The sequence below is a fragment of the Archangium gephyra genome, from assembly GCF_049060025.1.
Taxonomy (GTDB): domain Bacteria; phylum Myxococcota; class Myxococcia; order Myxococcales; family Myxococcaceae; genus Archangium; species Archangium gephyra_A.
Map to the genome: position 1 here is coordinate 1,858,696 of NZ_JBMEQQ010000002.1, position 26,779 is coordinate 1,885,474.

Sequence of the window (26,779 nt, forward strand, 5' to 3'; positions counted from 1 at the left end):
CCGTGGCGCATCCCAGCCTCGATGAGTTGACGGCCATGTTCCAGGCGGCCCGGCAGGCGGGAGAGGCCGACAAGGACAATCCCGAGCAGCTTCGGCTCCACCGCGAACTCCTCGCGGCCTGTCCCGCGTTCACTCCCAACCTCCTGCGTCTCGCCCGGCTGCTCCAGCTCATCGATCAGCCCGGCGTGGATGCCCGGGAGTCGTTCTCGGAAGCCCAGCGGCTGCTGGAGCAGGCGGTACAGAGCTCGGAGCGAAGTGCTCCCTCGCTGGTGGAGCTGGGTTACTTCCTGGACGATCTCCGCAACGCCCCCGAGGACGCGTTCGCTCTCTACCAGGAGGGAGCGGCCAAATCGCTGGAGACACTCGAATACGCGTGGGCGGGGATGATCCGGTACTGGACCGACACGCGAACTCGCGAGTCGCTGTCACAGGCGCTCCAGCTCGGGGAATGGGCCCTGAAGGTCTTCCCCGAGTCCGAGCGCATCCGCTACTACGTCACGGACGCGAGACGTTACGCCGCTCAGCAGGGCCTCCTGCCATCTGGGAAAGACTGACCTTCGCCAGGGCGGCTCAGCGCGTGGAGGCGACGAACTCGCGGAAGCGATCCAGGCCCTTGCGCAGCTGCTCCCGCGACGTCGCGAAGCTCATTCGGATGTAGCCCTCCACGCCGAAGGGAGCGCCCGGCATCGCGGCCACCCGGAAGTCGTTGAGGAGGATCTCCGAGATCTGCATCGAGCCCGTCAGCGGCGCGCCCTTGTACGTGCGTCCCATCAGGCCGCTCACGTTGGGCAGCACGTAGAAGGCACCCTCGGGACGCCGGCAGCGCACGCCCTCCATCGAGTTGAGCGCGTCCACCACCATGTCCCGCCGCCCCCGGTACTCCTCCACCATGGGCACGAAGATGTCCTGCGGACCCTTGAGCGCCGCCAGCGCCGCCTTCTGCACGAAGGACGCCGCGTTCGACGTGGATTGATCCTGAATCATCTGCATGCCCGCGATGAGCCACTTGGGGCCCGCCGCGTACCCCATGCGCCAGCCCGTCATCGAGAAGGCCTTGCTCATCCCGTTGATGACCACCAGCCTCGAGAACAGGTCCGGCGCCACGTTGCCGAGGTTCAGGAACTCGCCCTGGTAGAGCAGCTTCTCGTAGATGTCGTCGCTGATCACCAGGCACTCGTGCCCGCGCACCGCCTGGGCGATCCCCTCCAGCGCGGCCCGCGAGAACACCGCCCCCGAGGGATTGCTCGGGCTGTTGAGGACGATCGCCTTCGTGCGCGGCGAGAGCGCCCGGCGGATGGCGTCCGGATCCGGCGCGAAGCCGTCCTCCTCGCGCGTCTCCACGATGACGGGCTTGCCGCCCGCGAGCTGCACCATCTCCGGGTAGCTCACCCAGTACGGCGCCAGGATGATGACCTCGTCACCCTCGTTCAGCAGCGCCTGGAAGGTGTTGTAGATGGCGTGCTTGGCCCCCACCGACACCACCACCTGGTCCGCCCCGAAGGTGAGGCCGTTGTCCCGCGTCAGCTTCCCGCAGATGGCCTCGCGCAGCTCCGGGATGCCCGCGGTGGGCGTGTACTTCGTGAAGCCCTGACGCAGGGCCTCCACGGCCGCCTGCTTGATGTGCTCCGGCGTGTCGAAATCGGGCTCGCCCGCCGCGAGACTCACCACGTCCACACCCTGCGCCGCCAGCGCCTTCGCCTTCGCGTTGAGCGCGAGCGTGGGAGACGGTTTGATGGCCTTGAGCCGGTTCGCGAGATTCATGGCTGGTGCCTAGCAGCGCGCCCCCCGGGCAGACAAGAAGCCCGGCGTCACCAGTGAACAGAACCGGGCGCTACCCCACCCAGATGACGGCTCTCGGCCCACTGCGTCATCGAGCCGGGCTTCTGGCGCCCCTCAGCCCTGCTTCGCGTACTTCGCGCGCAGCACCTTCAGCACGTTGGGCGGCACCAGCCCCTCGACGTTCCCGCCGAACGAGGCCACCTCCCGGACGAGCTGCGACGACACGTAGAAGTAGTCCTCGCCCGTCATCATGAAGACCGTCTCGATGCCGGGGGCCAGCTTGCGGTTCATGTTCGCGAGCTGGAACTCGTACTCGAAGTCCGAGACGGCCCGCAGGCCGCGCAGCAGCACGTTCACCCCGCGCCGCTTCGCGTACTCCACCAGCAGGCCGTGGAAGGCATCCACCTCCACCCGCGGCTCCTGGCAGGCCTCGAGGATGAGCTGCTTGCGCTCCTCCTCGGTGAAGAGCGGCACCTTCTTCGGGTTCACCGCCACCGCGACGATCACCCGATCGAACATCTGGAGCGCGCGCTGGATGATGCTGAGGTGACCGTTGGTGAGTGGATCGAATGAACCCGGATAGATGGCGGTGCGCATGCCCGCCCAGTCTCGACGCACCCAGACTACCGGTCAAGGAATGCGGAAGATGCTGACCAGGGTGTCCCCGAAACGGCGCTGATCCACCCGCTCGAAGCCCTCATGGGACTCGGGGGCTGCCTCCCGCTTGTCGTGCTCGACGACCACCGTGCCCCCGGGGGCCAGCACCTTGCTCCGGGCGATCCCCTCCAGCACCGTCTCCACCACCCGCGCCGCGTACGGCGGGTCCGCGAAGATGAGCTGGAACGTGTCTCCCCGGCGGCCGAGCACCTCGAGCGCCCGCTCCACCGGCTGCGCGAGAATCTCCACCCGGGCGCCAAAGCCCAGCGTGTCCGTATTGGCCCGGCAGAGCGCCAGCGCCTCCCGGTCCGAGTCCACCAGCACGGCCTTGGGAGCCCCTCGCGAGACGGACTCCAGGCCCAGCGCGCCCGTGCCCGCGTAGAGGTCCAACACCTTCTGCTCCTCCAACCACTGGCCGAGCACGTTGAAGATCGTCTCGCGCACCCGGTCCGCCGTGGGGCGGATGTGCTTCGACGTCGTCTTGGGGCCCGCCAGCGCCCGTCCCTTCGCACTGCCCGCGACAATCCGCATCAGTCGTTCCGCTTCTCCGCCAGGAAGAGCATCGATTTCCACCCCGTCCGCGACGCCCCCAGCGCCACCAGCACGTCACAGGCCTCGGCGAACGTCAGCGCCTCCAGCCGCGCCGCGTCCTGGGCCTCCAGCGCCGCGAGCTGCGCGCCCACCACCCCGAGCAGCTCGCCCGCCCCCAGCCCGGCCTTCTCCGCCTTCTGCTCCAGGCTCGTGCGCACCGCCTCCGGGTACGCCGCCAGCGCCAGCCGCTCGAAGGGCGCCGCGCACTCCACCTTCTTCACCCCCGCCGCCACGTACGTGGGCAGCACCCGCGCCGAGCGCCGCCCCGCCTCGCCCACCGACACCCCCGCCCCGTACTGCCCCGCCAGCTCCACGAGGCTCTGGAGGAACTGCACCTCCTGCTCCTCCTCGCCCAGCAAGGCCGCGGACACGCGCAGGAAGTTCACCGACAGGCCCCGCAGGCCGTCCAGCAGCGCGCGGGCGCCCTCCAGCTCACTGCCCTCGGCCGCCGCGGGCAGCGACACCTCCAGCGCCAGCTCGCGCTCCACCACCGCCCCGGACAGCCGCCGCACCGCCTCCGCCGCCGCGTCCGGCTCCAACCGCGACACGTCCAGCGACACCAGCGAGAAGCCCGCGTCCACCAGGCGGTAGATGCCCTCCTGGAGCTGTCCCAGTGTCTCCGGCTCCGCCTTCGGCACCCGCACCGGCCCGGCCTGCAGGAAGACGGGCCGCGCATGGCCGTCCGCCTCCGCCACCTCCTGCACCGAGGCCATGAAGCGCTCGGCCGCGCCCCGGTCCGCCAACGGATGCGGGCACATGAGGCCCAGCACCGCGTCCTCGCCCCGCGCCGCGGCCAATATCCCCGGCAGCATCGGCCGCACGGGCACGGGCAGGCACGGCAGCACCGCCGGTACCCCCTCGAGCGCCGCGAGCAGCTCGCGCGGGTTCAGCACGGGCAGCCGCGAGCGAGCCCCCAGCCGCGCCACCACGCTCGTTGGCCTCAGCGTCAGAACCTTGTCGAGCACGTTCATCCGGGGAACGAGAATCATCCGCTCCCGAGGGGGGCCGCAAGCTCGATATGGGGAATTTCGTTCAGCCCCCTACCCCGGTGCTCAGAACCACCACTCCACCTGGGCTCCCAGGTAGTGCCCGATGCGCGTGGGGCCCACGGTCTGGAGGTAGGGCGAGACGAGCGTCCTCACGGCGTCCCGGTCATAGAAGGCGATCGTATAGAAGAGCCGGAAGTGGGGCCGGGCGAAGACGCTGTTGTCCGCCGTGGGGACGAAGGCGGGCATGAGCGTCAGCTTCACCGCCGTGGCGAGCGGGCCCTCCTCGCCCACCTTCAGTCCCTGGAAGTGCGCCTCCTGGATGAGGTGGAACACCTTGGCCAGGTACCAGGTGCCCCGGGCGCCCACCGCGATGTCGAGGGTCTCGTCCTCGGGCCTCCCGCTCCCGCCCCGGCCGTAGTGGAAGATGCCATAGCCGTTGAAGCTGTAGCGGGGCCCGAGGTCGATGAGCAGATGCTCCACCACCTCGATGCCCAAGGCGCCGGCATACCGGCCATTGGCATCGGGCTGGCCAAAGGTGTTCCAGGTCTGCCCGCCACCGGGCCCGCCATTGGCGATGCCCCGGCCGTAGCGCACCGAGAAGCTCGTCGAAGCCGCGGGTGCCCAGGTCCAGCCGCCCCTTAATGCCCAGCACCCAGCCGAAGTCCGACAGCCGCGCGCGCGAGCCGTCGGGAAGCCGGGCCGACGAGGCCGGGAGCAGGTGCAGCTCCGACAGCAGGTGCGTCTCGAACCGCTCGCTGAACTCGTGCACGTACTGGCCCACGAAGACGGTGCGCTGGCGGCGGGTCTCGCCCTCGCCATCCCCGTCCAGGTCCACGTTGTAGAGCGCGTTGGTTTCCGAGGTGCGCAGCAGCACGGCCACGTCCAGCTTGCGGTACTGCAACCCCACGCCCTGCCCGGTGAGATTGTTGAAGTAGTAGAAGTCGGAGATGTGCACGTCGGTGCCGCGGTAGAAGCGGGCACCCGCCCAGACCTTCAGGTTCGGCAACCAGAAGTTGCCGGCCTCCACGTAGGCCTGGAACAGCTCGATGCGCAGCGTCCGGGCGAAGTCGGAGCTGAAGGCGCTCAGGACGAGGCCGTTGCTGGAGAGCAGGGCCGGGGTCACCACCAGCCGGACGAAGGCCTCATCCAGATCCTGCGGCGGAGGGATGAGGTGGAGCGCGACGGTGGGCTCCAGGTAGTCCCCCTCCTCCAACCGGCCGCCGAGGGGGCCCCCCGTCACGTTGAGCCTCCGCCCCTGGATGAAGTCGCCCTGGGGTGTCCAGGCCAGCCCCATGCGGCCGTACATGGACAGCCGCAGCCGATCCGCCAGCAGGTCCGCCCGGGCCGGCAGCGCCGCCAGCACCAGGAGAACCGCGAGCCATCCCACGCTTCGGAGCACCGGCAATGAGGCCTCCTGCGTAACCCGTCGTTTCCAGGCATCCTGGACCCGGACGGGGACCACATCACCCCCGCATGGGGGCCTCTGTGCGGCCTTCAACGTCCGAGGAGCAGGGAAGCGACGCCGGGGCCCGCCTGTGTTGGCGGCCTCACGGCGATGGACGGCGGGAGCGGCTCAGTGCACCTCGCCCTGGTGGGCGTAGGTCTCGCTCTCGATCTGGATGGTGGTGTGATCGATGCCGAACCGCTCGAAGAGCGCGTGCTTGGCCGCGGTGAGGATCTCATCGTTGTTGCAGACCATCGGATCCTGCACCACCAGGTGCGCCGACAGCGCGTGCATCCCGCTGGCGATGGTCCACACGTGCAGGTCATGCACGTCGCGCACGCCCTCCACCTTCAGCAGCAGTTCCTTCACCACCGACAGTTCCACGTGCGAGGGCACCGCCTCCAGCAGCACGTCCACCGCGTCGCGCACCAGCCGGAGCGCGCCCACGACGATCACCACCGAGATGAGCACCGAGATGAGCGGGTCCACCATGTACCAGCCCGTCAGGTACATCACCCCGGCGCCAATCAGCACGCCCACGCTGGAGAGCGCGTCGCCCAGCACGTGCAGGAAGGCCCCGCGCACGTTCATCGAGTGCGAGCGGTGCAGGAAGCCGAGCGCTCCCAGGTTCGCCAACAGGCCCACCGTCGCCACCACCGCCATGGGCCCCAGCTTCACCTCGGCCGGGGCGCGCATCCGCGCCCACGCCTCCATCAGGATGATGCCGGTGATTCCCAGCAGCAGCACGCCGTTGAGCAGCGCGCTGAGGATCTCCATGCGGTAGTAGCCGTACGTCTTCTTCAAGTCCGCCGGCTTGCCCGAGAACCACAGCGCCAGCAGGCTCAGCCCCAGCGCGCTCACGTCCGTGAGCATGTGGCCCGCGTCGGACATCAACGCCAGCGAGTTGGTGAGATAGCCTCCCACCGCCTCCACCGCGGCGATCGTCCCCGTCAGCACCAGCGCGAAGATGAGCCGCGTCCGGTCCTTCCGCCGCTCCTCCTTCATGGAAGGATGCAGCCGCTTCGCCGGTTTCCCGTGGCCGTGCCCCTCACACGCCTCGTCGTGGGCGTGATCATGGTCATGGGCTGACCCACCATGGGTGTGGGGAGAGGTAGTCACGAGCGGATGATGTGCGAACGCTGATCCACGGAGAAGCGGCAAAAGGTTAGAGTCTGAAAACATCGCAGGTTCAAGGTTTTTCCCCTGTTGAACATCCCCAAGGCACGGCAGATGGACTTCGAGAGGCTCCAGAACCTGCATTCCATCATCATGCTGCGGGAAATCATCCGCAAGTGGTGGAGAGCGGAGCTCCACTATGCGGACCGCAACGGGCTGGTAATGGATTGGCAGAAGGGCGGAGATATTCCCCCGACGCCCAACGGGTGCTGCCGCCTGTCGCTCAGCTCGCGAGAGGGCCTGCGGCGCTGCACCCAGTCGGTGCGCCAGCTCCACGAGCAGTTCCGGGCCAACCGCCGCCTGCGCCGCGGCACCGTGCAGCCGTGCCACCTCCAGTTCAGCCTGGTGGGTGCGCCCATCTACGTGCAGGACGAGTACGAGGGCTTCCTCTTCGTGGAGGGCTCCCTGCGCGAGCCGCCCTCGGCCCGGGAGCTGGAGGTGCTCAAGACGCGCCTGCGCGAGCTGGGGCAAGGAGCCTCGGAGGTGGAGCGCGCGGTGGAGCGGCTGCCGGTGCTCGGCGACGAGGGGCTGGAGAAGCTGGCGGATCTGCTCGAGTACGGCGTGAGCGAGATCGCCGCCTTCGAGGCGGAGAAGGCCCGCAAGGAGGAGCGGGGTCCCCCGGGGCTCGTGCAGGGCAACGGCGAGCACTACCGCTTCGAGGACATCATCGGCCGCTCCGGGCCCATGCAGGAGATCTTCAAGCTGCTGCAGAAGGTGTCCAACTCGGAGGCCACCATCCTCATCAACGGGGAGTCGGGCACGGGCAAGGAGCTGGTGGCGCGCGCCATCCACTCCAACGGCCCGCGGCGGCACGGCCCCTTCGTGGTGCAGAACTGCTCGGCCTTCAACGACAACCTGCTGGAGAGCGCCCTCTTCGGCCACATGCGCGGCTCCTTCACCGGCGCCATGCGCGACAAGAAGGGCCTCTTCGAGGTGGCCGATACCGGCACCTTCTTCCTGGACGAGGTGGGAGACATGTCCCCCGCCCTGCAGGTGAAGCTGCTGCGCGTGCTCCAGGAGGGCACCTTCCTGCCCGTGGGAGGCACCGAGCCGCGCGAGGTGGACGTGCGCGTCATCGCCGCCACCCACAAGGACCTGGGCGAGATGGTCAAGCGCGGCGAGTTCCGCGAGGACCTCTTCTACCGCATCAACGTCATCCGCGTGCACCTGCCCCCGCTGCGCGAGCGCCGGGATGACCTGCCGCTGCTGGTGGACCACTTCCTGCGCAAGCACCACCGCGAGGGCCAGCGCACCCGGGGCCTGTCCCCCGAGGCCATGACCCTGCTGGGCTCCTACGCCTGGCCGGGCAACGTGCGCGAGCTGGAGAACGAGATGGAGCGGCTGCTGGTGCTCGGCGGAGACCTGGATCTGCTGCCCGCCGAGCTCATCTCCAGCCGCATCCGGGATGCGGTGACGCCCGGCAGCCTCTCCATGCTCACCGCCCGGGCCGCCGGCAAGCTGCACGAGGCCGTGGAGACGTTGGAACGCGACATGATCCACCAGGGACTGTTGCGCACTGGGAACAACAAGAGCCGGCTGGCAAGGGAGCTTGGCATCAGCCGCTCCAACCTTATTTTGAAGATCGCCAAGTACGGCCTGGACAAGGGTCTCCCTCCCGACGCCGAGGCCGACGCGTGAGAGCATGAGCCACTATTTCCGGCAGGACTACCTCACCGTCCCTGATGGGGCGTCGCTGTACTACCAGGTGCAGGGCGAGGGCGAGCCGGGAATGGTGCTGTGCGACGGCCTCGGCTGCGACGGCTTCGTCTGGAAGTACCTCACGCCCTACCTGGAGCAGCGCCACCGGGTGCTGCGCTGGCACTACCGGGGCCACGGCCGCTCGGGGCTGCCCCGGGAGCGCGAGCGCATCGGCATGCTCTACACCTGCGACGACCTCAACCGCGTCATGGACGCCGCGGGCATCGATCAGGCCGTCCTCTTCGCCCACTCCATGGGGGTGCAGGTCGCGCTCGAGTTCCACCGCCGCTACGCCCACCGCGTGAAGGGGCTCGTCCTCATCTGCGGCAGCTACGGCACCCCGCTGGACACCTTCCACGACGGCGACTGGCTCAAGCGGCTCTTCCCCTTCATCCGCTTCACCGTGGAGCGCTTCCCCGAGCCCGCCGCCCGCCTCACCCGCACTCTTTTGAGCACCGAGCTGGCCATGCAGGTGGCCCTTTCCGTTGAGCTCAACCGATCGCTGCTGGCCAAGAACGATCTCGTCCCCTACTTCACCCACCTGGCCAACATGGATCCGGTGGTCTTCGTGAGGACCCTGGAGTCCGCCGCCCACCACAGCGCGTGGGATCATCTGCCCCACGTGGACGTGCCCACCCTCATCATCGCGGGCGAGCACGACAAATTCACCCCGGCGTGGCTCTCGCGGCGGATGGCCGCGCACATCCCCGACGCCGAGTTCATGATGGTGCCCCAGGGCACCCATGCCGCCCCCCTGGAGCACCGCGAACTGGTGGAGCTGCGGGTGGAGCGCTTCCTGCGCGAGCACCTGACCGGTTCGCCCCCGGCTCCCCTCCCGGCCTACCGGAAGAACGAGCTGGACGCATTGGATGTGGCCGCCTCGCCTCCCTGACGGGCGGGCGATACAGGGGGTCCCAGCCTTCTGAGACGGCAGGATGAACCGCGGGCAGGCCTCCCAGGGTACTGGCTGGCCGTCCGCTCATCTTTCTTGCAGCCACGTTGCACAGTGGACACCCCCGGCATATAAGCGCCCACCCTCAGCGTTCCTGTGAAGTTCACACAGGGTCCCCACTCAGGGCCTGGGCGCCTTGCCCATCCACGATTTTCTCAGCCGGGGGACTCAGCTCCGGCTCACCTCGACATGATTGCCCGAGAGAACATCCGTAACGTCGCCATTGTCGCCCACGTCGACCATGGCAAGACCACCCTCGTCGACCACATGCTCCGCCAGGCGGGCATCTTTCGCAGCAACGAGGCCGTGACCGAGCGGGTCATGGACTCGAACGACCTCGAGCGAGAGAAGGGCATCACCATTCTCGCGAAGAACACGGCCGTTACGTACAAGGGCAAGCAGATCAACATCATCGACACCCCGGGCCACGCGGACTTCGGCGGTGAGGTGGAGCGCGGCCTGCGCCTGGTGGATGGTGTGATCCTCCTGGTGGACGCGGCCGAAGGCCCCCTGCCCCAGACGCGCTTCGTGCTCACCAAGGCGCTGGCCATGGGCCTGAAGACGGTGCTCGTCATCAACAAGATCGACCGCCAGGACGCCCGCCCCAAGGAGATCCTGGATCTGGTCTACTCGCTCTACATCGACCTGGGCGCGGACGACACCCAGCTCGAGTTCCCCGTGCTCTACACGGTCGCCCGCCAGGGGCAAGCTCGCCCTCGCTGGAGCAGCCGGGCACGAGCCTGGAGCCGCTGTTCGAGGCCATCCTCTCGCACATCCCGCCGCCGCCGGCTCCGACGCAGGAGCCGCTGCAGCTCCTGGTGGCCAACCTGGACTACGACGACTACGTGGGCCGCCTCGCGGTGGGCCGCGTCCAGGCCGGCCGGCTGACGGCCAACATGCCCGTGGCCGTGATGCGGGACGGGGGCAAGGTCGAGCAGGGGAAGATCGTGAAGCTCTACGGCTTCCAGGGCCTCAAGCGCACGGAGATTCCGGACGCGGGCCCCGGAGAGATCGTCTCCATCGCGGGCATCGAGGCCATCTCCATCGGCGACACCATCGCCGACGTGGAGAAGCCGGTGGCGCTGCCGCGCATCACCGTGGACGAGCCCACGATGATGATGATCTTCAAGGTCAACGACGGGCCGCTGGCGGGCAAGGAAGGCAAGTACGTCACCAGCCGCAACCTGCGCGAGCGCCTGTACCGCGAGGCCTACCGTAACGTGTCCATCCGCGTGGAGGACACGGAGACGCCGGACGCCTTCCGCGTGGTGGGCCGTGGCGAGCTCCAGCTCGCGGTCATCATCGAGACGATGCGCCGCGAGGGCTACGAGCTGACGGCTTCCAACCCGGAGCCGGTGACGAAGACGATCGACGGCGTGCTGCACGAGCCGATGGAGCTGATGTTCTGCGACGTGCCCGAGACCAGCGTGGGCGTGGTGACGGAGCGCCTGGGGCCTCGCAAGGGCCGCATGTCGGACATGTCGCCGCTCGGCGGCGGGCGGACGCGCCTGGTGTTCCGCATTCCGGCGCGTGGCCTCATCGGCTTCCGCTCGGAGTTCCTCACCATCACGCGCGGTGAGGGCATCATGAGCAGCCAGTTCGACGGGTACGAGCCGTGGTTCGGCTACATCCCGAAGCGGGCCAACGGCGCCATCGTGTCGGACCGCCTGGGCGAGACGGTGCCCTACGCGCTCTTCAGCATCCAGGAGCGTGGCCACCTCTTCGTGGGTGCCGGCGTGACGATCTACGAGGGGATGATCATCGGCGAGCACGTGCACCCGTCGGAGCTGAACGTGAACGCCTGCCGCGAGAAGAAGCTGACGAACATCCGCGCGGCTGGCCGCGACGAGAACGTCATCCTCACCCCGCCGCGCGAGATGGGGCTGGAGAGGGCGCTCGAGTGGATCGCCGACGACGAGCTGGTGGAGGTGACGCCCAAGTCGGTGCGCATGCGCAAGAAGGCGCTGAGCTCGGGCGAGCGCTACCGCGCCGAGCGTGATCGCAAGCGCGAGGAGCGCAGCGAGGCGTAATCCGCCAACAGGGCGAGAGGGGATCGGGTTCCGATCACCCTCTCCTTCCGGGAGGGCCGGGGTGAGGGTCGACAAGGCCCCCACCCGCGGCCCTCTTCGCATTTGCAGCGGGCCCCACGGGAGCTGGTTATTCATCCAGGTCCGATGTTCAGCCGAGCCCGTCTCCGAGACCGCTTCCCCCTGGTCGTGGCCGCCCTCACCACCCTGATCCAGCTCCCGGCCGTGCTCTGGCTGTGCTGGCTCACCCGGACGCCCCTCCCGGTGCTCGTGGCGGTGGTGGTGTCGCCGCCCTACCTGCGCCAGCTCCAGAGTCCCTGGCAGACCACGGCGGCCTCCCCCACCACGTACCTGGCGCTCGGCTGGTGGTCGGCCTGCCTGGTGTTCGACCTGCTCATGGTGCCCACCATGTTGGCCGTCCGGGCGGGAGCCCCCTTCGGAGCGGCCTGGGGCCTGGCCGGAACCCTCGCGCTCTGGATGGGAGCCGACGCGGTGCTCGGCCGGCCGAGGCTGCGGCGGCGGGTGGTGCGCGTGGAGGGCCTCCCCCCCGAGCTGGACGGCTACCGGATTGGCCAGCTCTCCGACGTCCACTGCGGCCCGCACGCACCCGAGGGGCGGGTGGCCTCATGGGTGGCACGCCTCAACGCGCTCGAGCTCGATCTGGTGACGGTCACCGGCGACCTGATCACCCACGGCTCGTCGCACGTCGAGGCGGTGGCGCGGGCGCTCGGCGGCCTGCGAGCGAAGGACGGCGCCTTCGCGTGCATGGGCAACCACGACTACTTCACCGACGGCGAGCACCTGGTGCGGCAGCTCCGGCGCAACGGCCTCACCGTGCTGCGCAACGAGGGGACGGTCATCCAGCGGAACGGGGCCCGCCTCTACGTCGCGGGTGTGGACGACACCTGGACCTCGCGGGCCGACCTGGAGCGGGCCCTGGAGGCGCGGCCGGAGGGCGCTCCGACGGTGCTGCTCGCGCACGACCCGGACCTCTTCCCGGAGGCCCACTCCCGGGCGGTCGAGCTGACGCTCTCGGGCCACACCCATGGCGGGCAGCTCGGCGTGCCGGGAGTCCCCCGGTTCTCCCTGGCGCGGTTCATCACCGTGTGGACGGCGGGACTCTACCGGCGGGGCCGCTCCTGGCTGTACGTGAACCGGGGCGCGGGCACCACGGGGCCGCCCGTGCGCCTGGGGGCCCCGCCGGAGCTGGCGGTCATCACCCTGCGCCGGGCGTGAAGCGCGCTCCCAGGCCGGACGGGCACCTGCCCGAGGGGTGACAGGGAGGCACCGATTGCCTTGAAGAAGGCCCGGGGGCTCGGCCATTCTCCGCCCCATGGGACGCATCTTCGAAACCCGCAAGACCACGATGTTCGCCCGCTGGAACAAGATGGCGAAGATCTTCACGCGGATCAGCAAGGACATCGCCATCGCGGTGAAGGCCGGAGGTCCGAGCGCGGACAACAACCCGGCCCTCCGCCGGGCGCTGCAGAACGCCCGCGCCGCGAACATGCCCAAGGACAAGGTCGAGGCCGCCATCAAGCGCGCCAGCGGCCAGGACGCCAAGGAGTACGAGGTCGTCCTCTACGAGGGTTACGCGCCGCACGGCATCGCCATGCTGGTGGAGACCGCGACCGACAACGTGGTGCGCACCGTCGCCAACGTCCGCATGCACTTCAAGGACTGGGGCGGCAACATGGGCAACAGCGGCAGCGTGGCCTATATGTTCCAGCGCATGGGCGTCTTCCGGCTCGCCCCCGAGGGGCTGGATCTGGAGGCCCTCGAGTTGGATCTCATCGACCACGGCCTGCAGGAGATGGGCGAGGGCACCGGCGAGAAGGGGGAGAAGCAGATCATCATCCGCTGCGCCTTCAACGACTTCGGGCAGCTCCAGGCCGCCATCGAGGCGCGGGGGCTCCATCCCCTGTCCTCGGAGTCCGAGTACATCGCCCAGAACCACCTCGAGCTGCCCGAGGACAAGGCGAAGGAAGTCCTCGAGCTGGTGGACGCGCTCGAGCAGGACGAGGACGTCCAGCGGGTCTTCCACAACCTCGCGTGACGATGGAACTGACGCTCACCACGCCCGGACTGCTCTTTCCAACGGTGTCGTTGCTCCTGCTGGCCTACACCAACGCGCTCCAGATCCAACTGGGAGATCTGGAGCAGAAGTGAGGACCGCTCAGCGGCTGGCGGCCTTCTTCTGGAGCTCCGAGGCCCAGGTGGCGGCGGTCCATCCATCACGCTCCATGCGCGCGCGGCGCTCGGCGGGGATGTCCTTCCAGGCGAGGCCCTGCTGCTGCTCGGGCAGCGCTCCGAAGAGCGTACCGGGCGTCATCGAGGCGACGTCCCGCGCGCGCTCGAGCCGCGAGCCCTGCATCGAGATGCCGTAATCCGTCTTGACCTTGGTGTCCTTCGACACATCCTTCTCGACGCTCACGCCACCTCCGAACGTCCCCTTCTCGTGGTTGAACTCGGAGTAGGCGCCGTAATCCGTACCGGGGATGGACAGTTCCATGCGGACAGTGCCCTCCGAGTCGATGCTCGCGCCGGCCACCCCGAAGTTGACCCCCTGCACCGTCTTGACCGCGCCCGAGGAATCGACCTCCGCGGCCATCTTCCGGTGCCCGACAGCCGCTTCCGCTCCGGCCTTGAAGGAGCCGTCCGTCTTCCCGTACTGGGTGATGCTGTCCTCCCGGGACACGCTCACCTCCGATTCGCCGCTCTTCATCTTGAGCTGCGTCTCCCGTTTGAATTTGAGCGTGCCGGCCCGCTGAGCGTCGGTGAGATCCTTGATGCGCTGGTCCACCGCTACAGCCGCCTGGCTGCTGGGGAGCGCACTGGGCGTGGCCCTCCACTCCTTCGTGAAGCGTTGGTAGTCCGGATGCCCGGAGATGACCCCGGGCTCGGACTGACTTCCCTTGGGATCGACAGGTCTGCCCAGCTCACGAATCTCGAGCAGATCACCCGCCTGGGCGACCCGCTTTTCGTAGCGGTCGATGTATGCATCGTACGCATCCGCATAGGTCTTCCTCGCCACCCGGTTCTCATGGTGGACGAGCTCCCGGACGCTCTCGGGCAGATTCAGCTCATTGCGGTAATACGCCGGACTGTCGGGCGGCTGGCACGGTGCGGGCTCGGCCTTCTTCCCGGGCTCCTGGGTCACGTAGCCCTTGCGCCCGGCCTGGGCCAGGAACTCCTGACGCGCCTCGGGGCTCATCTGCTTCACGTACTTCCCGAGCAGCCCTCCCTGCTCCAGCCGCTCCATCATCTGGCGGTAGCCGGCCGGAGGCAGCTTCTCCAGTTGCTCGTGCACCCGGCGCACGTCCGCGTCCGTGACGGCCCAGTCCTTCCAATCCGTGTGCAGGGTGGCCCGGATGTCCGCGTACGTCGCATCGGCCCGGGCCGCATCCGCCGCCTTCGCTCCACCCAGCGCGAGCTGGCCCGCCGTCAGCCCTCCCCCTCCCTCCGTCCCCGCCCGCGGCCCACCTGGCCCCTGGGAGCGAGACCTCTCCACCGGCCCCCGGTACGTCTCCACCTGGTTGTTCTGGGCCCCACCGGCCGGGGCCTCCTGCGTCCCCGTGCTCCTGCCTGCCCGCCCCGCCGCGCTCGCTGGCGCCTGGGACGGTGGGCCGTGGGACTCCGTGGCCGGGACCAGCAGATCCGTGGATGCCGGGGGGTGGGACTCGCGCCGCGATACCGAACTCATGCTTCGCCTCCGAGAGCGATGGGTGCACGCGACCCCACTGCAAGGGTGGCTCCAGCCCCGCTTCCCTCGGAAATCACACGGGCGGCGCCACGCGGCCCGTCCCCGGCCGGGACGCTCGTCTCAAGTGGCGGACATGCACGCACAGCGGACCGGGGGACCATCTATCTCCCGGCTGTCCCACTCTGTTAGAAGACGAGGGCCGGAAGGGGATCCCGTGGACGACAATAGCTGGATCAACTGCCCTCACTGTGGGCTCAAGCACCGCCCCAGGGCCCAGAGCCTCTGTCCCCGCTGCGGCCGGGGCTCGTCGGGCTCCCGCCCGTCCACCACGGCCATCCCGAGCGTCGCCGCCGCGCCCCGGGCTTCCGTGGCCATGCCGAGCATCTCGGACCGCGCCGTCACGCCCGTGGCGGGCATTCCCGTCGCCCGCGCCGCCCCCGTGGCCACCCCGCCCGCCCGTCAGGCGGAGCACGTCCCCACCATCGAATACATCCCGTCACTGGGGCCCGCTCCCGCCCGGGACAGCGCCCCCACCTCCGAGCCGCGGCCCCAGGCCGAATCCGCCTCCGCGGTGAACTCCGCGCTCCCCGTCGCCGGCGTCGTCCTGCTGGTGAACGCGGTCCTCCACCTCTTCGAGTTCCTGTTCCTGCCCTCGGTGTCGACGAATGCCTCGCTGCGGGCCGCCCAGCTCGCGGGGACACTCGTGGGCGTGGGCCTCGATGCGTTGCTCGGCATCAGCTTCCTGCGCGGGAAGACCCAGTTTCGCACCCTCGCCTTCGTGCGGCTCGTGGTGGGCATGTTCCTGTTCGGAGGCATGAGCCTCTACCAGGCCCAGTTCCTCTTCACGCTCGTCGTGTTCGCCTTCTCGTGCGGCACGCTGGTGCTCGTGTGGGGCAAGCCCTCGTCCTTCCTCGCGGGCGTCGGCCTCACCGCCGTCCTGCTCAGCGTGGGCGTGGAGATCATCGGGTTCCAACGGCTCTCCGCCGTCCAGCCCCTCGCCGACCGGGCCCGGATCGCCCTGCGGCCGGACCTCGAGGGCCGTCAGCTCGGTGAGGACGAATCCATCGTCGGCGAGCGGCACCCCTACAAGCTGCGCGTGCCCTCGAATGGCTGGTACCGCCGCAAGGGCGACGCGGCGCGCACCCAGGACACCACCGTCGACGTGTGGCTGTCCCAGCCGGAGCACACCGGCAGCATGATGGTGTCCGTGCGCGGCTGGAACGAGGCGGAGACAGCGAACCTGCGCGAAGCGAGGGACCTGGAGCTGCGCAACCTGCGGGTGAAGTATCCCGACTTCCAGCTCGCCGAGACCTCCGACAACGGCACCCCGCTCCTGGATGCGAGCGTCGCCAGCCTCACCGGCAGCGCCACGCGGGACGGCAAGCCGTTCCTCTTCGAGGTCTCGCTCTACAAGGTGAACGACAAGGTGCTGCTCGTGACGGCCTTCGCGCCCACGGCGTCCTTCTCGCTGCTGCACCTGCAAGGGGCGACCACGGGGTTGCGGCCGGACTAGTCGAGCGTCCCGGCAGCGGTTGCACCGCCCCTCAGTCCTGGGACTCGCACTCCATGGGCTGGGTCGCCACCTGGGACAGCCCCGCCTGCAGCTTCTCCAGGAGGCGCTTCAGCTCGGCCATCTCCGCTTCCGTCAGATACCGGCCCGCCTCCTCATCCAGGGACTGCGTCACCTCTTCCAACACCCCCAGCTCCGCCTGGCCCGCCTCGGTCGCCTGAAGCTTCACGCACCGGCGATCCTCCCCGGCGCAGCGCTTCATCAGCCCTTCCTCTTCCAGCCGATCCACCAGCCGGCTCACCGCCGGCGCATCCACCAGCAGCCGCTCGGCGAGCTCCGCCTGGGTGCGCACACCGCGCATGGCGACGAACTTCACGGCCAGTAACTGGGTGAGGGGCCGGCGCGTCTTCCCGCTCAACCGGCGGGTAAGCAGCCGGTACAGGGTGCGTCGCAGGGCTCCCACTTGCTCGGCGAGGGTCATTTCCCTTAAACAATGGTTGCGAGATACAACCGTTGTCAATATCACTGAACACGCTGGCCGTTCCGGGGGGCAACCGGACAGCACGCACGACACCCGCTTCCCCCGGTCCCCTCCTGGCATGACCTCCCGCCTCACCCTCCTCTTCCTGGTGCTCGCCGCGAGCCCGGTCCTGGCCGACCAGGATCCGCTCCTACCCGCCCCGCCTCCCTTCCAGCCCCAGGTGGACGATCCGATGCTCGTCCCCGCGCCCGCCGCCGCTAAACAGGTGGGCACCTGGGACGAGGCGCTCGGGCTGGTGCGTGAGCGCTCCACGGATCTCCGTATCGCCGAGGCCAACGTGCAGCGCGCCGAAGGCCGGTGGCGCCAGGCCCTGGGGACGCTGCTGCCCAACGGCCGCGTGTCCGCGGGCGTGGCCACGGATCTGCTCAACCCCGGCATCCCCGTGGGCCTCACGGGCGCTCCGCTGTTCGGGCAGACCGACTCCGAGCGCCGGCCCACCGTGCCGCTCGCGAGTGGCTCGGTGTCGCTGACGCAGTCGGTGGTGGACCTGGGCGCCTGGAGGGGGCTGTCGTCCGCCTCGGCGGCCGAGGACAGCGCCCAGGCCAACCTCCAGGACGTGCAGCGCCGCCTCACCCTGGGGCTGGCCCGCACGCTGGTGGCCACCGTGGCCGCCGAGCGCGCCGCGGAGCTCAACCGCGTGGGGCTGCGCCGGGCCCTCGAGCGCGCCGCGCTCGCCCAGCGCTCCTTCGAGCTGGGCGCGGGCACCCAGTTGGACGTGGTGCGCGTGCGCCAGGACGTGGAGGTGGCCCGGCAGTCGCTCATCTCCGGTGACGAGCAGCTCCACCGCGCCCGCGAGGCGCTCGGCCTGTCCCTGGGCCTGCCCCAGGAGGTGGGCGTGAGCACGTCCTTCCAGCTCCAGGGACTGGTGGAGCAGACCCGGGACTCCTGCACCCCGCTGAAGGCCCTGGCCGAGCGGCCGGATCTCGCCGCCGCGCGCGCCCAGGTGGAGTCGGCCCGCGAGAGCACGCGTCAGGCGTCCGCCGGCTACCTGCCCACGCTCGGCATCAACAGCAACCTGAATGCCTTCACCACGGATCCGGGCCCCGGGCGGCTGGCCACCTGGAGCATCGCCGCCGTCCTGTCGGTGCCCCTCTGGGAGGGAGGCGGGCGGGCAGGCATCGTCCGCGAGCGCGCGGGCGCCGAGCAGCAGGCGGCCGAGACGCTCGAGCGCACCCGGCGCGACGTGGAGGTGGAGGTGGCGCGGGCCCGGCGGAACGTGCAGGTCGCCGAGTCCCTGGTGAAGACGGCGGCCGAGTCGCGGGAGCTGTCCGCGAGGACCGACCAGCTCACCAGGCGAGCCTTCGAGGTCGGCCGTGGCAGCAGCCTGGAACTGGTACAGAGCGGGGCGGCCCTGCGTCAGGCGGAGCTGGCGTTGGCCCTGCGTGAATTCGAGCTTGTCCAGGCGCGCCTGGACGCATTCTTGACGGAGGCCCGGTGCGACTGGTGAGAAGGGTACGCCCCCTGAAGGCGCTGGTGGTGGGACTGTGGGGTGCCGCGCTCGCGGTGGGAGTGTCGGGTTGCGGCGGCAAGCCGGCGGCCAGGCCGGCTCCCCCACCCCGTGAGATCGAGGTGGTGCGGCTCGCCCCCAGCGAGGTGCGCGATACGAGCGAGTACCTCGGGAGCCTGATGTCGCGGCAGAGCGTCAACGTGCTGCCCCAGGTGGCCGGCTACGTGCGCCGCATCCACGTGCGCCCCGGCCAGAAGGTGGAGGCCGGTGCGCCCCTCCTCGACGTGGACGCGCGCGAGGAGACGGCGGCGCTCGAGACCGCCCGCGCCCAGCGCACCTCCTCCGAGGTGAACCTCGAGCAGGCCCGCCGCACGCGTGCCCGCCTCGAGTCCCTCTACAAGGAGGGGCTGGCGAGCGCCCAGGAGCTGGAGCAGTCCCGGGCCCAGGTGGAGGCGCTGGAGGCCAACACGCGCGCCGCCGCCGCCACCGAGTCCCAGCGCGAGGTGCAGCTCGGGTTCAACACCGTGCGCGCGCCCTTCGCCGGAACCGTGGGCGACGTGCTGGTGCGCATGGGCGACTTCGTGAGCGCCACCACGCCGCTGACCAGCGTGGCCCAGGCGGATGTGCTCGAGGTGAGCGTGGCCGTGCCGTCCGAGCGTGCCCGCTCCCTGCGGCTCGAGACGCCGCTGGAGGTGCTCGACTCGCAGGGGAAGGTGCTGATCTCCAGCCCCATCTTCTTCGTGGCCCCCCAGGCGGATCCGCGCACCCAGCTCGTCGAGGTCAAGGCCGCCTTCCGCAACACCGTGGGCCTGCGCCCCAGCGAGCTGGTGCGCGCGCGCCTCGTCTACTCCACCCGCCAGGCCCTGCAGCTCCCCGCGCTCGCGGTGGTGCGCCAGAGCGGCCAGCCCTTCGCGCTCGTGGTGACGGAGAAGGAAGGCAAGACGGTGGTGGAGCGCCGCCCGGTGAAGCTCGGGGCGCTCGGAGAGATGGCCTACGTGGTGGAGGGAGGGCTGAAGGAAGGAGAGCAGGTGGCCGTCACCTCGCTGCAGGCGCTGCGTCACGGCACGCCGGTGAAGGTGAAGCCCCCGCCCGCGCCCACCCCCATCCGGGCCGCGCAGGGCACCGAGGGTGGCGGTGGTGGAGCCGCCGGCGGCAGCCGCTGAGCCATTGAGCAGGACCGGGCACCCTGGGGAGGGGAACGGGGCCCGGCCACAGCAGGAATTCATGAGGGCTTGAACGCCGTGTTCGTCGATTTCTTCATCCGCAGGCCCGTCTTCGCCGCCGTCTGCTCCATCTTGCTGACGCTGGTGGGGGCGATTGCCATTCCCACCCTCCCCATCGCGCAGTACCCGGATCTCGCGCCGCCCCAGGTGACCGTCACCAGCACCTACGTGGGCGCGAGCGCCGAGGTCGTGGAGAACGCCGTCACCATCCCGCTCGAGCAGGAGATCAACGGCGTGGAGGGGATGCGCTACATCACCTCCACCAGCAGCAACGACGGCACCAGCCAGATCACCGTCACCTTCGAGCCCTCGCGCGACATCGAGGTGGCGGCCGTGGACGTGCAGAACCGCGTGAGCCGCGCCGCCGCGCGCCTGCCCGCCCAGGTGAACCAGACGGGCATCGTCGTCAACAAGGCCTCCAGCCAGATGCTGATGACGCTCAGCCTGTCCAGCCCGGACGACCGCTACGACGCCAAGTTCCTCAGCAACTACGCCGACGTGAACCTGAAGGACGCCATCAAGCGCGTGCGCGGCGTGGGCGACGTGCGCATCTTCGGCGAGCGCAAGTTCTCCATGCGCCTGTGGTTGGATCCCACCGAGCTGGCGCGCCGCAACCTCACCCCCCAGGACGCGGTGCGGGCGCTGCAGGAGCAGAACCTCCAGGTGGCCGCGGGCCAGGTGGGCCAGCCCCCCTCCACCAGCGAGCAGCCCTACCAGATCGCCGTGCGGGCGCGCGGCCGGCTCGTCGAGCCCGAGGAGTTCGGGGAGATCGTCGTGCAGCGCAATACCACCGACGGCAAGCTGGTGCGCGTGAAGGACGTGGCCCGCGTGGAGGCTCGGCGCGGAGAACTACGGCACGCTGATGCGCTTCAACGGGCGGACCGGCGTGGGCCTCGCCATCATGCAGCTCCCCACCGCCAACGCGCTCGACGTGCGCGACGGCGTCATCAAGGAGATGGACCGGCTCGCCCAGCAGTTCCCCCCGGGCCTCGAGTACCAGCTCGGCAACGACACCACGCTCGCGGTGCGCGCCTCCGTCAATGAGGTGGTGCGCACGCTGGTGGAGGCCATCGCGCTCGTCATCCTCGTCATCTTCCTGTTCCTGCACGGCTGGCGCAGCGTGCTCATCACCGCCACCACCCTCCCCGTCTCGCTGATCGGCACCTTCGCTTTCGTCTACATGATGGGCTTCTCCATCAACACGCTCACCCTGTTCGGCCTGACACTGGCCACGGGTCTCGTGGTGGACGATGCCATCGTGGTCATCGAGAACATCGAGCGCTTGATGGTGGAGAAGCGCCTGACCGCCATGCAGGCGGCGCGTGAGGGCATGAAGGAAGTGGCCGGCGCGGTGGTGGCCATCTCCATCGTGCTGGTGGCGGTGTTCATCCCCGTGGCGCTCTTCCCCGGCACCACCGGCGCCATCTACCGCCAGTTCGCCCTCACCATCGCCGTGTCGGTGGCCCTGTCCACCTTCTGCGCCCTCACCCTGACGCCCGCCCTGAGCGCCCGCCTGCTCAAGCACCACCACGGAGAGAAGTGGATCTTCTTCCGCTGGATGGACAAGGCGCTCGACTGGACGAAGGCCACCTACGGCCGGGGGCTGCGCTCGCTGCTCAAGCGCCCCCTCATCATCCTCGGGGCGTTCCTGCTGTGCATCGCGGGCACGGTGCTGCTCTTCCGCTCGGCGCCCACCGGCTTCATCCCCGACGAGGACCAGGGCTACCTCATGATCATGGTGCAGGGGCCCGAGGGCATGTCGCTCGTCCAGACGGAGAAGGTGCTGGTCGAGGCGGAGCAGTTGCTCAAGGCCCAGCCCGAGGTGCGCGCCATCTTCGCCATCGGCGGATTCTCCTTCCAGGGCACCGGACCCAACTACGCCACCATCTTCGTCCCCCTCCATCCGTGGGAGCAGCGGCCCAAGCCGGACCAGTCCGTGGCCGCGCTGGTGGAGCGGCTGCGCGGGCCGCTCGGCAACATTGGCGGCGCCCGCGTCATGCCCGTGCAGCCCCCCGCCATCCGCGGCGTGGGCAGCGTGGGTGGTTTCCAGTTCATGCTCGAGGACGTGGGCGGCAACCTCTCGCTGGATCAGCTCGCCACGGCCGCCCAGGAGCTGGTGGCGAGCGGCAACCAGGAGAGCCAGCTGCGCGGTGTCTACACCTCCTTCAACGCCGACACGCCGCTGCTGGACGTGGAGGTGGATCGCCAGAAGGCCAAGGCGCTCGGCGTGCCCATCGAGCAGGTGTTCGGCACGATGCAGCTCTACATGGGCAGCCAGTACGTCAACGACTTCAACTACGCCAACCGCACCTACCGCGTCTATGTCCAGGCCGATCAGCAGTTCCGCGACAACCCGTCGGACATCGGGGCCTTCTACACGCGCACCGACACCGGCGCGATGATTCCCCTGGAGTCGCTGGTGAAGGTGACGCCCACCGCCTCCGCCCAGGTCATCCGGCACTACAACCTCTTCCGGGCCGTGGAGATCAACGGGCAGAGCGCTCCGGGCGTCTCCTCCGGCCAGGCGCTGGAGGCCATGGAGCAGATGGCCGCGCAGCAGCTGCCCCAGGGCATGAGCGCGGAGTGGACGGGCCTCAGCCTCGAGCAGAAGGAGAGCGGCGGGCAGACGCTGATCATCTTCGCCCTGGGCATCTTGTTCGTCTTCCTGGTGCTCGCGGCCCAGTACGAGAGCTTCACCCTGCCCTTCGTCATCATCCTCTCGGTGCCGCTGGCCATCATGGGCGCGCTGGGACTGCAGGTGGCGCGTGGCTTCGCCAATGACGTCTTCTGCCAGGTCGGACTGGTGATGCTGGTGGGCCTGGCCAGCAAGAACGCCATCCTCATCGTGGAGTTCGCCGAGCAGCTCCGCGAGAGCGGCAAGAGCGCCGTGGACGCGGTGGTGGAAGCCGCCGAGGTGCGCCTGCGGCCCATCCTCATGACGTCCATCGCCTTCCTCCTGGGCGTGGTACCGCTGATGATGGCCGAGGGCGCCGGCGCCGCCGCGCGCAACTCGCTGGGCACGGCCGTCTTCGGAGGAATGCTCGTGTCCACCATCGTCAACTTCGTCTTCATCCCCGGCCTGTACGTGCTGATGCAGCAGCTTCGGGGGACGGCGAAGCGGACCAGCGTGGAGCCGGAGACCATCGCCCCGGCCCCCGCGCCGTGATGTGAGCCCGGGGCCCCGGCCTCTCCGAAAAGCGAAGGGGCACCGCGGCCACGCGGTGCCCCTTTTTCATGTCCGCTCCGTCACTTCAGCTCGTCGAGCTTCAGCGGATTCTTGACGTCGACGGGGCCCAGCCACTGCCCCAGCCCGCCCTGGGGCCGCTGCAGCTCGGGACGCCCTCCCGGGGAGCCGCCGTTCTTCCAGTCGTTGAGCTGGCCCACCAGCTTCCACTGCTCCGAGGCCTTGTCGTAGTGGGCGAAGGCCGTGGCGCCCGTCTGGATGCCGTGGGCCCCCGTGGGATGCGAGTAGTCGTGGGGCGTGAGGCTCTGCACCAGGTTGAGCTTGTTCTGGCCCAGGAAGTCCTTCAGGTGCTGCTTGCCCGTGTTGGCGCCGTACTTCTCGAAGTCCGCCTGGTGGACGAAGGACAGGGAGTCATTCGCCGGGTTGTGCAGCGCATGCACCGCGCAGCCATTGAGCGGCCCCGTCATGACCATCGACGGCTGCCCCGGTTTGGGGTGGAGCGGCACGTCCGAGATCCCCGCGAACGAGCCCTGATCCGGCTTGCCCTGCCCCGACGAGAGGTAGTGCAGGTAGTTGACCTGCGGCCCGTTGCCGCCAGGAGCCGAGAGCGAGAGGTTCGCGTTGCCATGCTGCTGCTGGACGTTCAGGGCCGCGACCGACTGGTTCGCCGGCACGAAGGGCTTGTTGGGCGTCGGGAGCTGCACTCCCGGCGGAGGAACCCCGTTCTGGAACAGCTTGTAGCCGTTCAGGACGTTCTGCCCGGTGAACTTCATGGGGTCGGCGGCGAACGAATCGGCCTGCGACGGCCCGAACAGCCCCCGGAGCGAAGAGCCAATCTTGGAGGTGCCCGTGTCGAAGCCATCCTTGGGCCCGCCCACCTTGGTGGGAGGGGTCTTCGTGGACGAGGACGGCGCCGGCATCGCGGGAGGCTTCGGCGCATCGTTCTGCGTTCCGCGGAGGGAAGGGCTGCTCTTGGGGCCACCGATCTTGAAGGTCTTCATGCGCCTGTCCTATTGCGCCTTCCATGCCAACGCGGGGGGTGCGTGATTTCAGGGACATACAGGCCCCCTCCGGCCGCACCGGTGCCCGCCACCTGGTGACCGCGGTCAGCACTGGTGACAACAGTCACCAGGGGTCAGTGAGGTGCCGCCACGTCGGTGGAGGGACTGGCCAGGCCCTCGCCGCGCTTCACCTTCGGGAAGAAGAGCCCGGCGACGAAGGCGCCGACGGTGGCGGCACAGATGATCCAGAAGTTGATCGTCAGGCCCGTGCCGAGCGCTCCGCTCAGCGTCTGCAACAAGGCCGGAGGCAGGCCACGGCCGTGCTCGGGGCCGAGCAGCTCGTTGGCCGCGGACAGGGGGACACTCGGATCCTTCAGGAGCTGGGACACCACCACCCCGCCCATCAAGCCCACCCCGAGCGCTCCGCCAATGGTGCGGAAGAACATGTGGCTCGCCGTCGCCACCCCGCGCAGCTCCCAGCCCACGCTCGTCTGTACCGCGATGAGCAGCGAGGTGGACGCGAAGCCGAGGCCAATGCCGAACAGCGCCATCGCCAGCTCCGGAATCAGCAGGGACGAGCGCGGCTCGAGCAACAGCGCCATCGCCCCCGTGCCAATCACCGACAGCCCGAACCCTCCGACGATGAGCGGACGGAAGCCCGTCTTGAGCAACATCCGCCCCGCGAAGACGCTCGCGATGGGCCAGGCGACGATCATCGGGGTGATCATCCCTCCCGCCAGCGTGGCCGAGCCCCCCAACACCCCCTGCACGTACAGCGGCACGTAGGTGGTGGCGCCGAACATCGCCGCGGAGAAGAGCGCCCCCGCCACCGAGGCGATCACGATGGCGGGATTCTGGAAGAGGGACATGGGGATGATGGGCTCGGCCGCCTTGCGCTCCACCCGCACGAAGGCGGCGAGCAGCACGGCCCCCACCGGCAGCGCCAGCAGGTTGCGGCCGATTCCCTGCACACCAAAGAGCAGCGCCACCACTCCGGCCGAGAGCAACGCCGCGCCCGCGTAGTCCAGCGTCTGCGGCTTGCGCTGCACCTGCTCGTGGAAGAAGACCACCAGCAGCGCGAGGGCACCCAGCCCCACCGGGACGTTGATGAAGAAGACCCAGTGCCAGGTGAGGTACTTCACGATGAGGCCACCGGTGAGCGGGCCCACCAGCCCCGCGATGCCCCACACCGCGCTGAAGACGCCCTGCACCTTCGCGCGCTGCTCCAGCGTGTAGAGATCTCCCACGATGGTGAGCGCCACGGGCTGCATCGCTCCCGCCCCCAACCCCTGCAGCGTGCGGAAGGCGATCAGCATGTTCATCGACGTGGACAGCCCACTGAGGATGGAGCCGGCGAGGAACAGGCCGATGCCGAAGAGCAGCACGGGCTTGCGCCCATAGAGGTCCGCCAGCTTCCCGTAGATGGGCACCGTCACGGTGGAGGCCAGCATGTACGCGGTGAAGACCCAGGCGTAGCTGTGCAGCCCGCCCAGCTCGCCCACCACCGTGGGCATGGCGGTGGAGACGACCGTCATCTCCAGCGCCGCCATGAAGAGACTCAAGGCCAGGGCGATGGTGGTCAGGGGACGGTGGGTGGTTCGCATGCTGTCCGGGCGGGGCTGTCGGGGCGGGAAGTCCGCGCCCTGATTAACGGGTGGAGGCCAGGGCCGCCAGCGTCAAGTCATCCTGCCTCCCGCGTGCCCTGATGCCCACTCGCCCGGTGTCAACCCTCGCGGACTCCGAGTGCCGCGATTCCGGCGGGCAACGTCGGCCGATGGCGCACACAGGCGCCGAGGAAGAGGCCACCGAACAGCGCTGTGACGACGAGAAGGACCTTCATGGAGCGGAACCCACCGATGGCGTTGACGGTGAAGGCCTCGCGCCCAGGCTCGAAGTCCGCGCGTTCGCGTCGCGCCGCGCTTGCAGCACCTGCGCGAGGTACATGCCCGCGAACATGGCGGGCACGAAGACGAGCACCTGGGGCGAGCGGAGGGAGAGGGCGGTGAGCGCGGGGCCGGGGCAGTAGCCGCCGAGTCCCCAGCCCACGCCGAAGAGGGCCGCGCCCGTGAGGAGCTTCGGGTCCACCCGGCTGACGGGAAAGGAGGGGAACTTCGCGGCGAACAGGGGCTGCGCCCGCTTGTGAATGAGGGGCCGCAGCGCCGCGTGCACGGCGATGGCGCCACCCATCACGAACGCGAGCCGGAAGTCCCAGTCACCAGCGATGTCGAGGAAGCCGAGGACGTTGGCCGGGTCCGTCATGCCACTGAGGCCCAGACCGATGGCGAAGAGGAGGCCGCTGAGAAACGCACTGAGGGAGGAACGCATGGGGAGCTCCGTTCAGAAGACGTGTCGGGCCAGGAAGACGGTGAGGACGCCGGTGGCCATGAAGGCCAGGGTGGCCGCGAGGGAACGGACGGAGCCGCGGCTGATGCCGCAGACGCCATGCCCGCTGGTACAGCCGTTGCCCCACCGCGAGCCGAAGCCCACCAACAGCCCGGCCACCCCCAGCAGCACGGCCCCGCCCGCGCTCAGGGGCGCCGGGGCCGCGAAGGACACGGGACGCAGCCACGCCAGCAGCAGGCCACCGGTGAGCAGCCCGCCGAAGAAGAGCACGCGCCAGGCGATGTCGCCGCGAACGGGGGCCAGCAGCGAGCCCACCACGCCGCTGATTCCGGCCACCCGGCCATTGGCCAGGAGGAGGAGCGAGGCGCTCAACCCGATGAGCGCCCCACCGAGGAGGGGAAGAAGGAAAGAAGAAGTCATGGTCCGTGAGCGCCAGAGTCCCAGAAAAGGAGTCACTGGGGAACTCAGGGCCAGGGGACGGGAGTGGCGGTCCCTATCGTGAGCCCGCTGCCCC

The 26,779-nt window shown here is 69.4% G+C and carries 20 protein-coding genes and 3 pseudogenes; 10 read left to right on the forward strand and 13 right to left on the reverse strand.

Annotated features, from left to right (window positions below; all coding sequences use genetic code 11):
* Positions 1-2: 2 nt before the first annotated feature.
* Positions 3-554, forward strand: coding sequence for a hypothetical protein (locus ACN28I_RS08055; protein WP_420941513.1), 552 nt, complete (start codon positions 3-5; stop codon positions 552-554).
* Positions 555-570: 16 nt separating this feature from the next.
* Here ACN28I_RS08055 and ACN28I_RS08060 read toward each other — a convergent pair whose 3' ends face one another.
* From ACN28I_RS08060 to ACN28I_RS08090, 7 genes and pseudogenes are all read right to left on the reverse strand, one after another.
* Positions 571-1,761: a pyridoxal phosphate-dependent aminotransferase gene (locus ACN28I_RS08060; RefSeq protein WP_420941514.1), complete on the reverse strand. Its 1,191-nt coding sequence runs from the start codon at positions 1,759-1,761 to the stop codon at positions 571-573.
* Positions 1,762-1,893: 132 nt separating this feature from the next.
* Complete coding sequence (coaD, locus tag ACN28I_RS08065) at positions 1,894-2,376, reverse strand: pantetheine-phosphate adenylyltransferase (RefSeq protein WP_420941515.1); 483 nt, start codon at positions 2,374-2,376, stop codon at positions 1,894-1,896.
* A gap of 33 nt (positions 2,377-2,409) precedes the next feature.
* Positions 2,410-2,967 carry a 16S rRNA (guanine(966)-N(2))-methyltransferase RsmD gene (gene rsmD / locus ACN28I_RS08070; protein WP_420941516.1) on the reverse strand — a complete coding sequence of 186 codons (558 nt, stop codon included), beginning with the start codon at positions 2,965-2,967 and terminating at the stop codon, positions 2,410-2,412.
* Complete coding sequence (locus ACN28I_RS08075) at positions 2,967-4,016, reverse strand: hypothetical protein (protein ID WP_420941517.1); 1,050 nt, start codon at positions 4,014-4,016, stop codon at positions 2,967-2,969. Before ACN28I_RS08075 ends, rsmD begins: the two co-directional genes overlap by 1 nt.
* 63 nt (positions 4,017-4,079) lie before the next feature.
* Positions 4,080-4,835 carry a carbohydrate porin gene (locus tag ACN28I_RS08080; protein ID WP_420948594.1) on the reverse strand — a complete coding sequence of 252 codons (756 nt, stop codon included), beginning with the start codon at positions 4,833-4,835 and terminating at the stop codon, positions 4,080-4,082.
* Positions 4,836-4,863: 28 nt separating this feature from the next.
* Positions 4,864-5,322: pseudogene (locus tag ACN28I_RS08085) on the reverse strand (carbohydrate porin); the annotation flags it as partial.
* Between the two features lie 267 nt (positions 5,323-5,589).
* Positions 5,590-6,579 (reverse strand): cation diffusion facilitator family transporter, encoded by a 990-nt coding sequence (locus tag ACN28I_RS08090; protein ID WP_420941518.1) that lies wholly within the window; start codon positions 6,577-6,579, stop codon positions 5,590-5,592.
* 111 nt (positions 6,580-6,690) lie between these two features.
* Here ACN28I_RS08090 and ACN28I_RS08095 point away from each other — a divergent pair, with 111 nt between their 5' ends.
* The 5 genes and pseudogenes from ACN28I_RS08095 to ACN28I_RS08115 all read left to right on the forward strand — a co-directional run bounded on the left by ACN28I_RS08095 (position 6,691) and on the right by ACN28I_RS08115 (position 13,369).
* Positions 6,691-8,274, forward strand: coding sequence for a sigma 54-interacting transcriptional regulator (locus tag ACN28I_RS08095; RefSeq protein WP_420948595.1), 1,584 nt, complete (start codon positions 6,691-6,693; stop codon positions 8,272-8,274).
* 4 nt (positions 8,275-8,278) lie between these two features.
* Positions 8,279-9,226 carry an alpha/beta fold hydrolase gene (locus tag ACN28I_RS08100; protein ID WP_420941519.1) on the forward strand — a complete coding sequence of 316 codons (948 nt, stop codon included), beginning with the start codon at positions 8,279-8,281 and terminating at the stop codon, positions 9,224-9,226.
* Between the two features lie 249 nt (positions 9,227-9,475).
* Positions 9,476-11,316: pseudogene (gene typA, locus ACN28I_RS08105) on the forward strand (translational GTPase TypA).
* 144 nt (positions 11,317-11,460) lie between these two features.
* Positions 11,461-12,549, forward strand: coding sequence for a metallophosphoesterase (locus tag ACN28I_RS08110; RefSeq protein WP_420941520.1), 1,089 nt, complete (start codon positions 11,461-11,463; stop codon positions 12,547-12,549).
* 97 nt (positions 12,550-12,646) lie between these two features.
* Positions 12,647-13,369 carry a YebC/PmpR family DNA-binding transcriptional regulator gene (locus ACN28I_RS08115; protein ID WP_420941521.1) on the forward strand — a complete coding sequence of 241 codons (723 nt, stop codon included), beginning with the start codon at positions 12,647-12,649 and terminating at the stop codon, positions 13,367-13,369.
* A gap of 120 nt (positions 13,370-13,489) precedes the next feature.
* Here the strand turns inward: ACN28I_RS08115 and ACN28I_RS08120 are convergent, their stop codons facing one another.
* Positions 13,490-15,016, reverse strand: coding sequence for a hypothetical protein (locus ACN28I_RS08120; protein WP_420941522.1), 1,527 nt, complete (start codon positions 15,014-15,016; stop codon positions 13,490-13,492).
* A gap of 214 nt (positions 15,017-15,230) precedes the next feature.
* Between ACN28I_RS08120 and ACN28I_RS08125 the strand changes: the two genes are divergently transcribed.
* Entirely contained in the window at positions 15,231-16,529 is a 1,299-nt protein-coding gene (locus ACN28I_RS08125; protein WP_420941523.1) for a hypothetical protein, read from the forward strand.
* 31 nt (positions 16,530-16,560) lie between these two features.
* Here ACN28I_RS08125 and ACN28I_RS08130 read toward each other — a convergent pair whose 3' ends face one another.
* Positions 16,561-16,989 carry a MarR family winged helix-turn-helix transcriptional regulator gene (locus tag ACN28I_RS08130; protein WP_420941524.1) on the reverse strand — a complete coding sequence of 143 codons (429 nt, stop codon included), beginning with the start codon at positions 16,987-16,989 and terminating at the stop codon, positions 16,561-16,563.
* 136 nt (positions 16,990-17,125) lie between these two features.
* On the opposite strand from ACN28I_RS08130, the gene ACN28I_RS08135 reads away from it, so the two are divergent.
* The 3 genes and pseudogenes from ACN28I_RS08135 (at position 17,126) to ACN28I_RS08145 (ending at position 22,903) form a co-directional block, all read left to right on the forward strand.
* Positions 17,126-18,514: a TolC family protein gene (locus ACN28I_RS08135; RefSeq protein ID WP_420941525.1), complete on the forward strand. Its 1,389-nt coding sequence runs from the start codon at positions 17,126-17,128 to the stop codon at positions 18,512-18,514.
* Positions 18,511-19,677: an efflux RND transporter periplasmic adaptor subunit gene (locus tag ACN28I_RS08140; protein WP_420941526.1), complete on the forward strand. Its 1,167-nt coding sequence runs from the start codon at positions 18,511-18,513 to the stop codon at positions 19,675-19,677. Before ACN28I_RS08135 ends, ACN28I_RS08140 begins: the two co-directional genes overlap by 4 nt.
* A gap of 78 nt (positions 19,678-19,755) precedes the next feature.
* Positions 19,756-22,903: pseudogene (locus ACN28I_RS08145) on the forward strand (efflux RND transporter permease subunit).
* Positions 22,904-22,983: 80 nt separating this feature from the next.
* On the opposite strand, the gene ACN28I_RS08150 reads toward ACN28I_RS08145, so the two are convergent.
* The 4 genes from ACN28I_RS08150 to ACN28I_RS08165 form a co-directional block, all read right to left on the reverse strand.
* Complete coding sequence (locus tag ACN28I_RS08150; protein ID WP_420941527.1) at positions 22,984-23,922, reverse strand: hypothetical protein; 939 nt, start codon at positions 23,920-23,922, stop codon at positions 22,984-22,986.
* Between the two features lie 134 nt (positions 23,923-24,056).
* A complete protein-coding gene (locus ACN28I_RS08155) occupies positions 24,057-25,526 on the reverse strand; it encodes an MDR family MFS transporter (RefSeq protein WP_420941528.1) in 1,470 nt (489 codons plus the stop codon).
* 232 nt (positions 25,527-25,758) lie between these two features.
* Entirely contained in the window at positions 25,759-26,247 is a 489-nt protein-coding gene (locus ACN28I_RS08160; RefSeq protein ID WP_420941529.1) for a DUF6691 family protein, read from the reverse strand.
* 12 nt (positions 26,248-26,259) lie between these two features.
* A complete protein-coding gene (locus ACN28I_RS08165; protein ID WP_420941530.1) occupies positions 26,260-26,685 on the reverse strand; it encodes a YeeE/YedE family protein in 426 nt (141 codons plus the stop codon).
* Positions 26,686-26,779 lie beyond the last annotated feature (94 nt).

Bases quoted from the DNA above. Each gene is read 5' to 3' on its own strand.
- ACN28I_RS08060 (WP_420941514.1), bottom strand. From the start codon at position 1,761: ATGAATCTCGCGAACCGGCTCAAGGCCATCAAACCGTCTCCCACGCTC.
- coaD (WP_420941515.1), bottom strand. From the start codon at position 2,376: ATGCGCACCGCCATCTATCCGGGTTCATTCGATCCACTCACCAACGGT.
- rsmD (WP_420941516.1), bottom strand. From the start codon at position 2,967: ATGCGGATTGTCGCGGGCAGTGCGAAGGGACGGGCGCTGGCGGGCCCC.
- ACN28I_RS08075 (WP_420941517.1), bottom strand. From the start codon at position 4,016: ATGATTCTCGTTCCCCGGATGAACGTGCTCGACAAGGTTCTGACGCTG.
- ACN28I_RS08080 (WP_420948594.1), bottom strand. From the start codon at position 4,835: ATGGCGAGGGCGAGACCCGCCGCCAGCGCACCGTCTTCGTGGGCCAGT.
- ACN28I_RS08095 (WP_420948595.1), top strand. From the start codon at position 6,691: ATGGACTTCGAGAGGCTCCAGAACCTGCATTCCATCATCATGCTGCGG.
- ACN28I_RS08100 (WP_420941519.1), top strand. From the start codon at position 8,279: ATGAGCCACTATTTCCGGCAGGACTACCTCACCGTCCCTGATGGGGCG.
- ACN28I_RS08110 (WP_420941520.1), top strand. From the start codon at position 11,461: ATGTTCAGCCGAGCCCGTCTCCGAGACCGCTTCCCCCTGGTCGTGGCC.
- ACN28I_RS08115 (WP_420941521.1), top strand. From the start codon at position 12,647: ATGGGACGCATCTTCGAAACCCGCAAGACCACGATGTTCGCCCGCTGG.
- ACN28I_RS08120 (WP_420941522.1), bottom strand. From the start codon at position 15,016: ATGAGTTCGGTATCGCGGCGCGAGTCCCACCCCCCGGCATCCACGGAT.
- ACN28I_RS08135 (WP_420941525.1), top strand. From the start codon at position 17,126: ATGACCTCCCGCCTCACCCTCCTCTTCCTGGTGCTCGCCGCGAGCCCG.
- ACN28I_RS08150 (WP_420941527.1), bottom strand. From the start codon at position 23,922: ATGAAGACCTTCAAGATCGGTGGCCCCAAGAGCAGCCCTTCCCTCCGC.
- ACN28I_RS08155 (WP_420941528.1), bottom strand. From the start codon at position 25,526: ATGCGAACCACCCACCGTCCCCTGACCACCATCGCCCTGGCCTTGAGT.
- ACN28I_RS08160 (WP_420941529.1), bottom strand. From the start codon at position 26,247: ATGCGTTCCTCCCTCAGTGCGTTTCTCAGCGGCCTCCTCTTCGCCATC.
- ACN28I_RS08165 (WP_420941530.1), bottom strand. From the start codon at position 26,685: ATGACTTCTTCTTTCCTTCTTCCCCTCCTCGGTGGGGCGCTCATCGGG.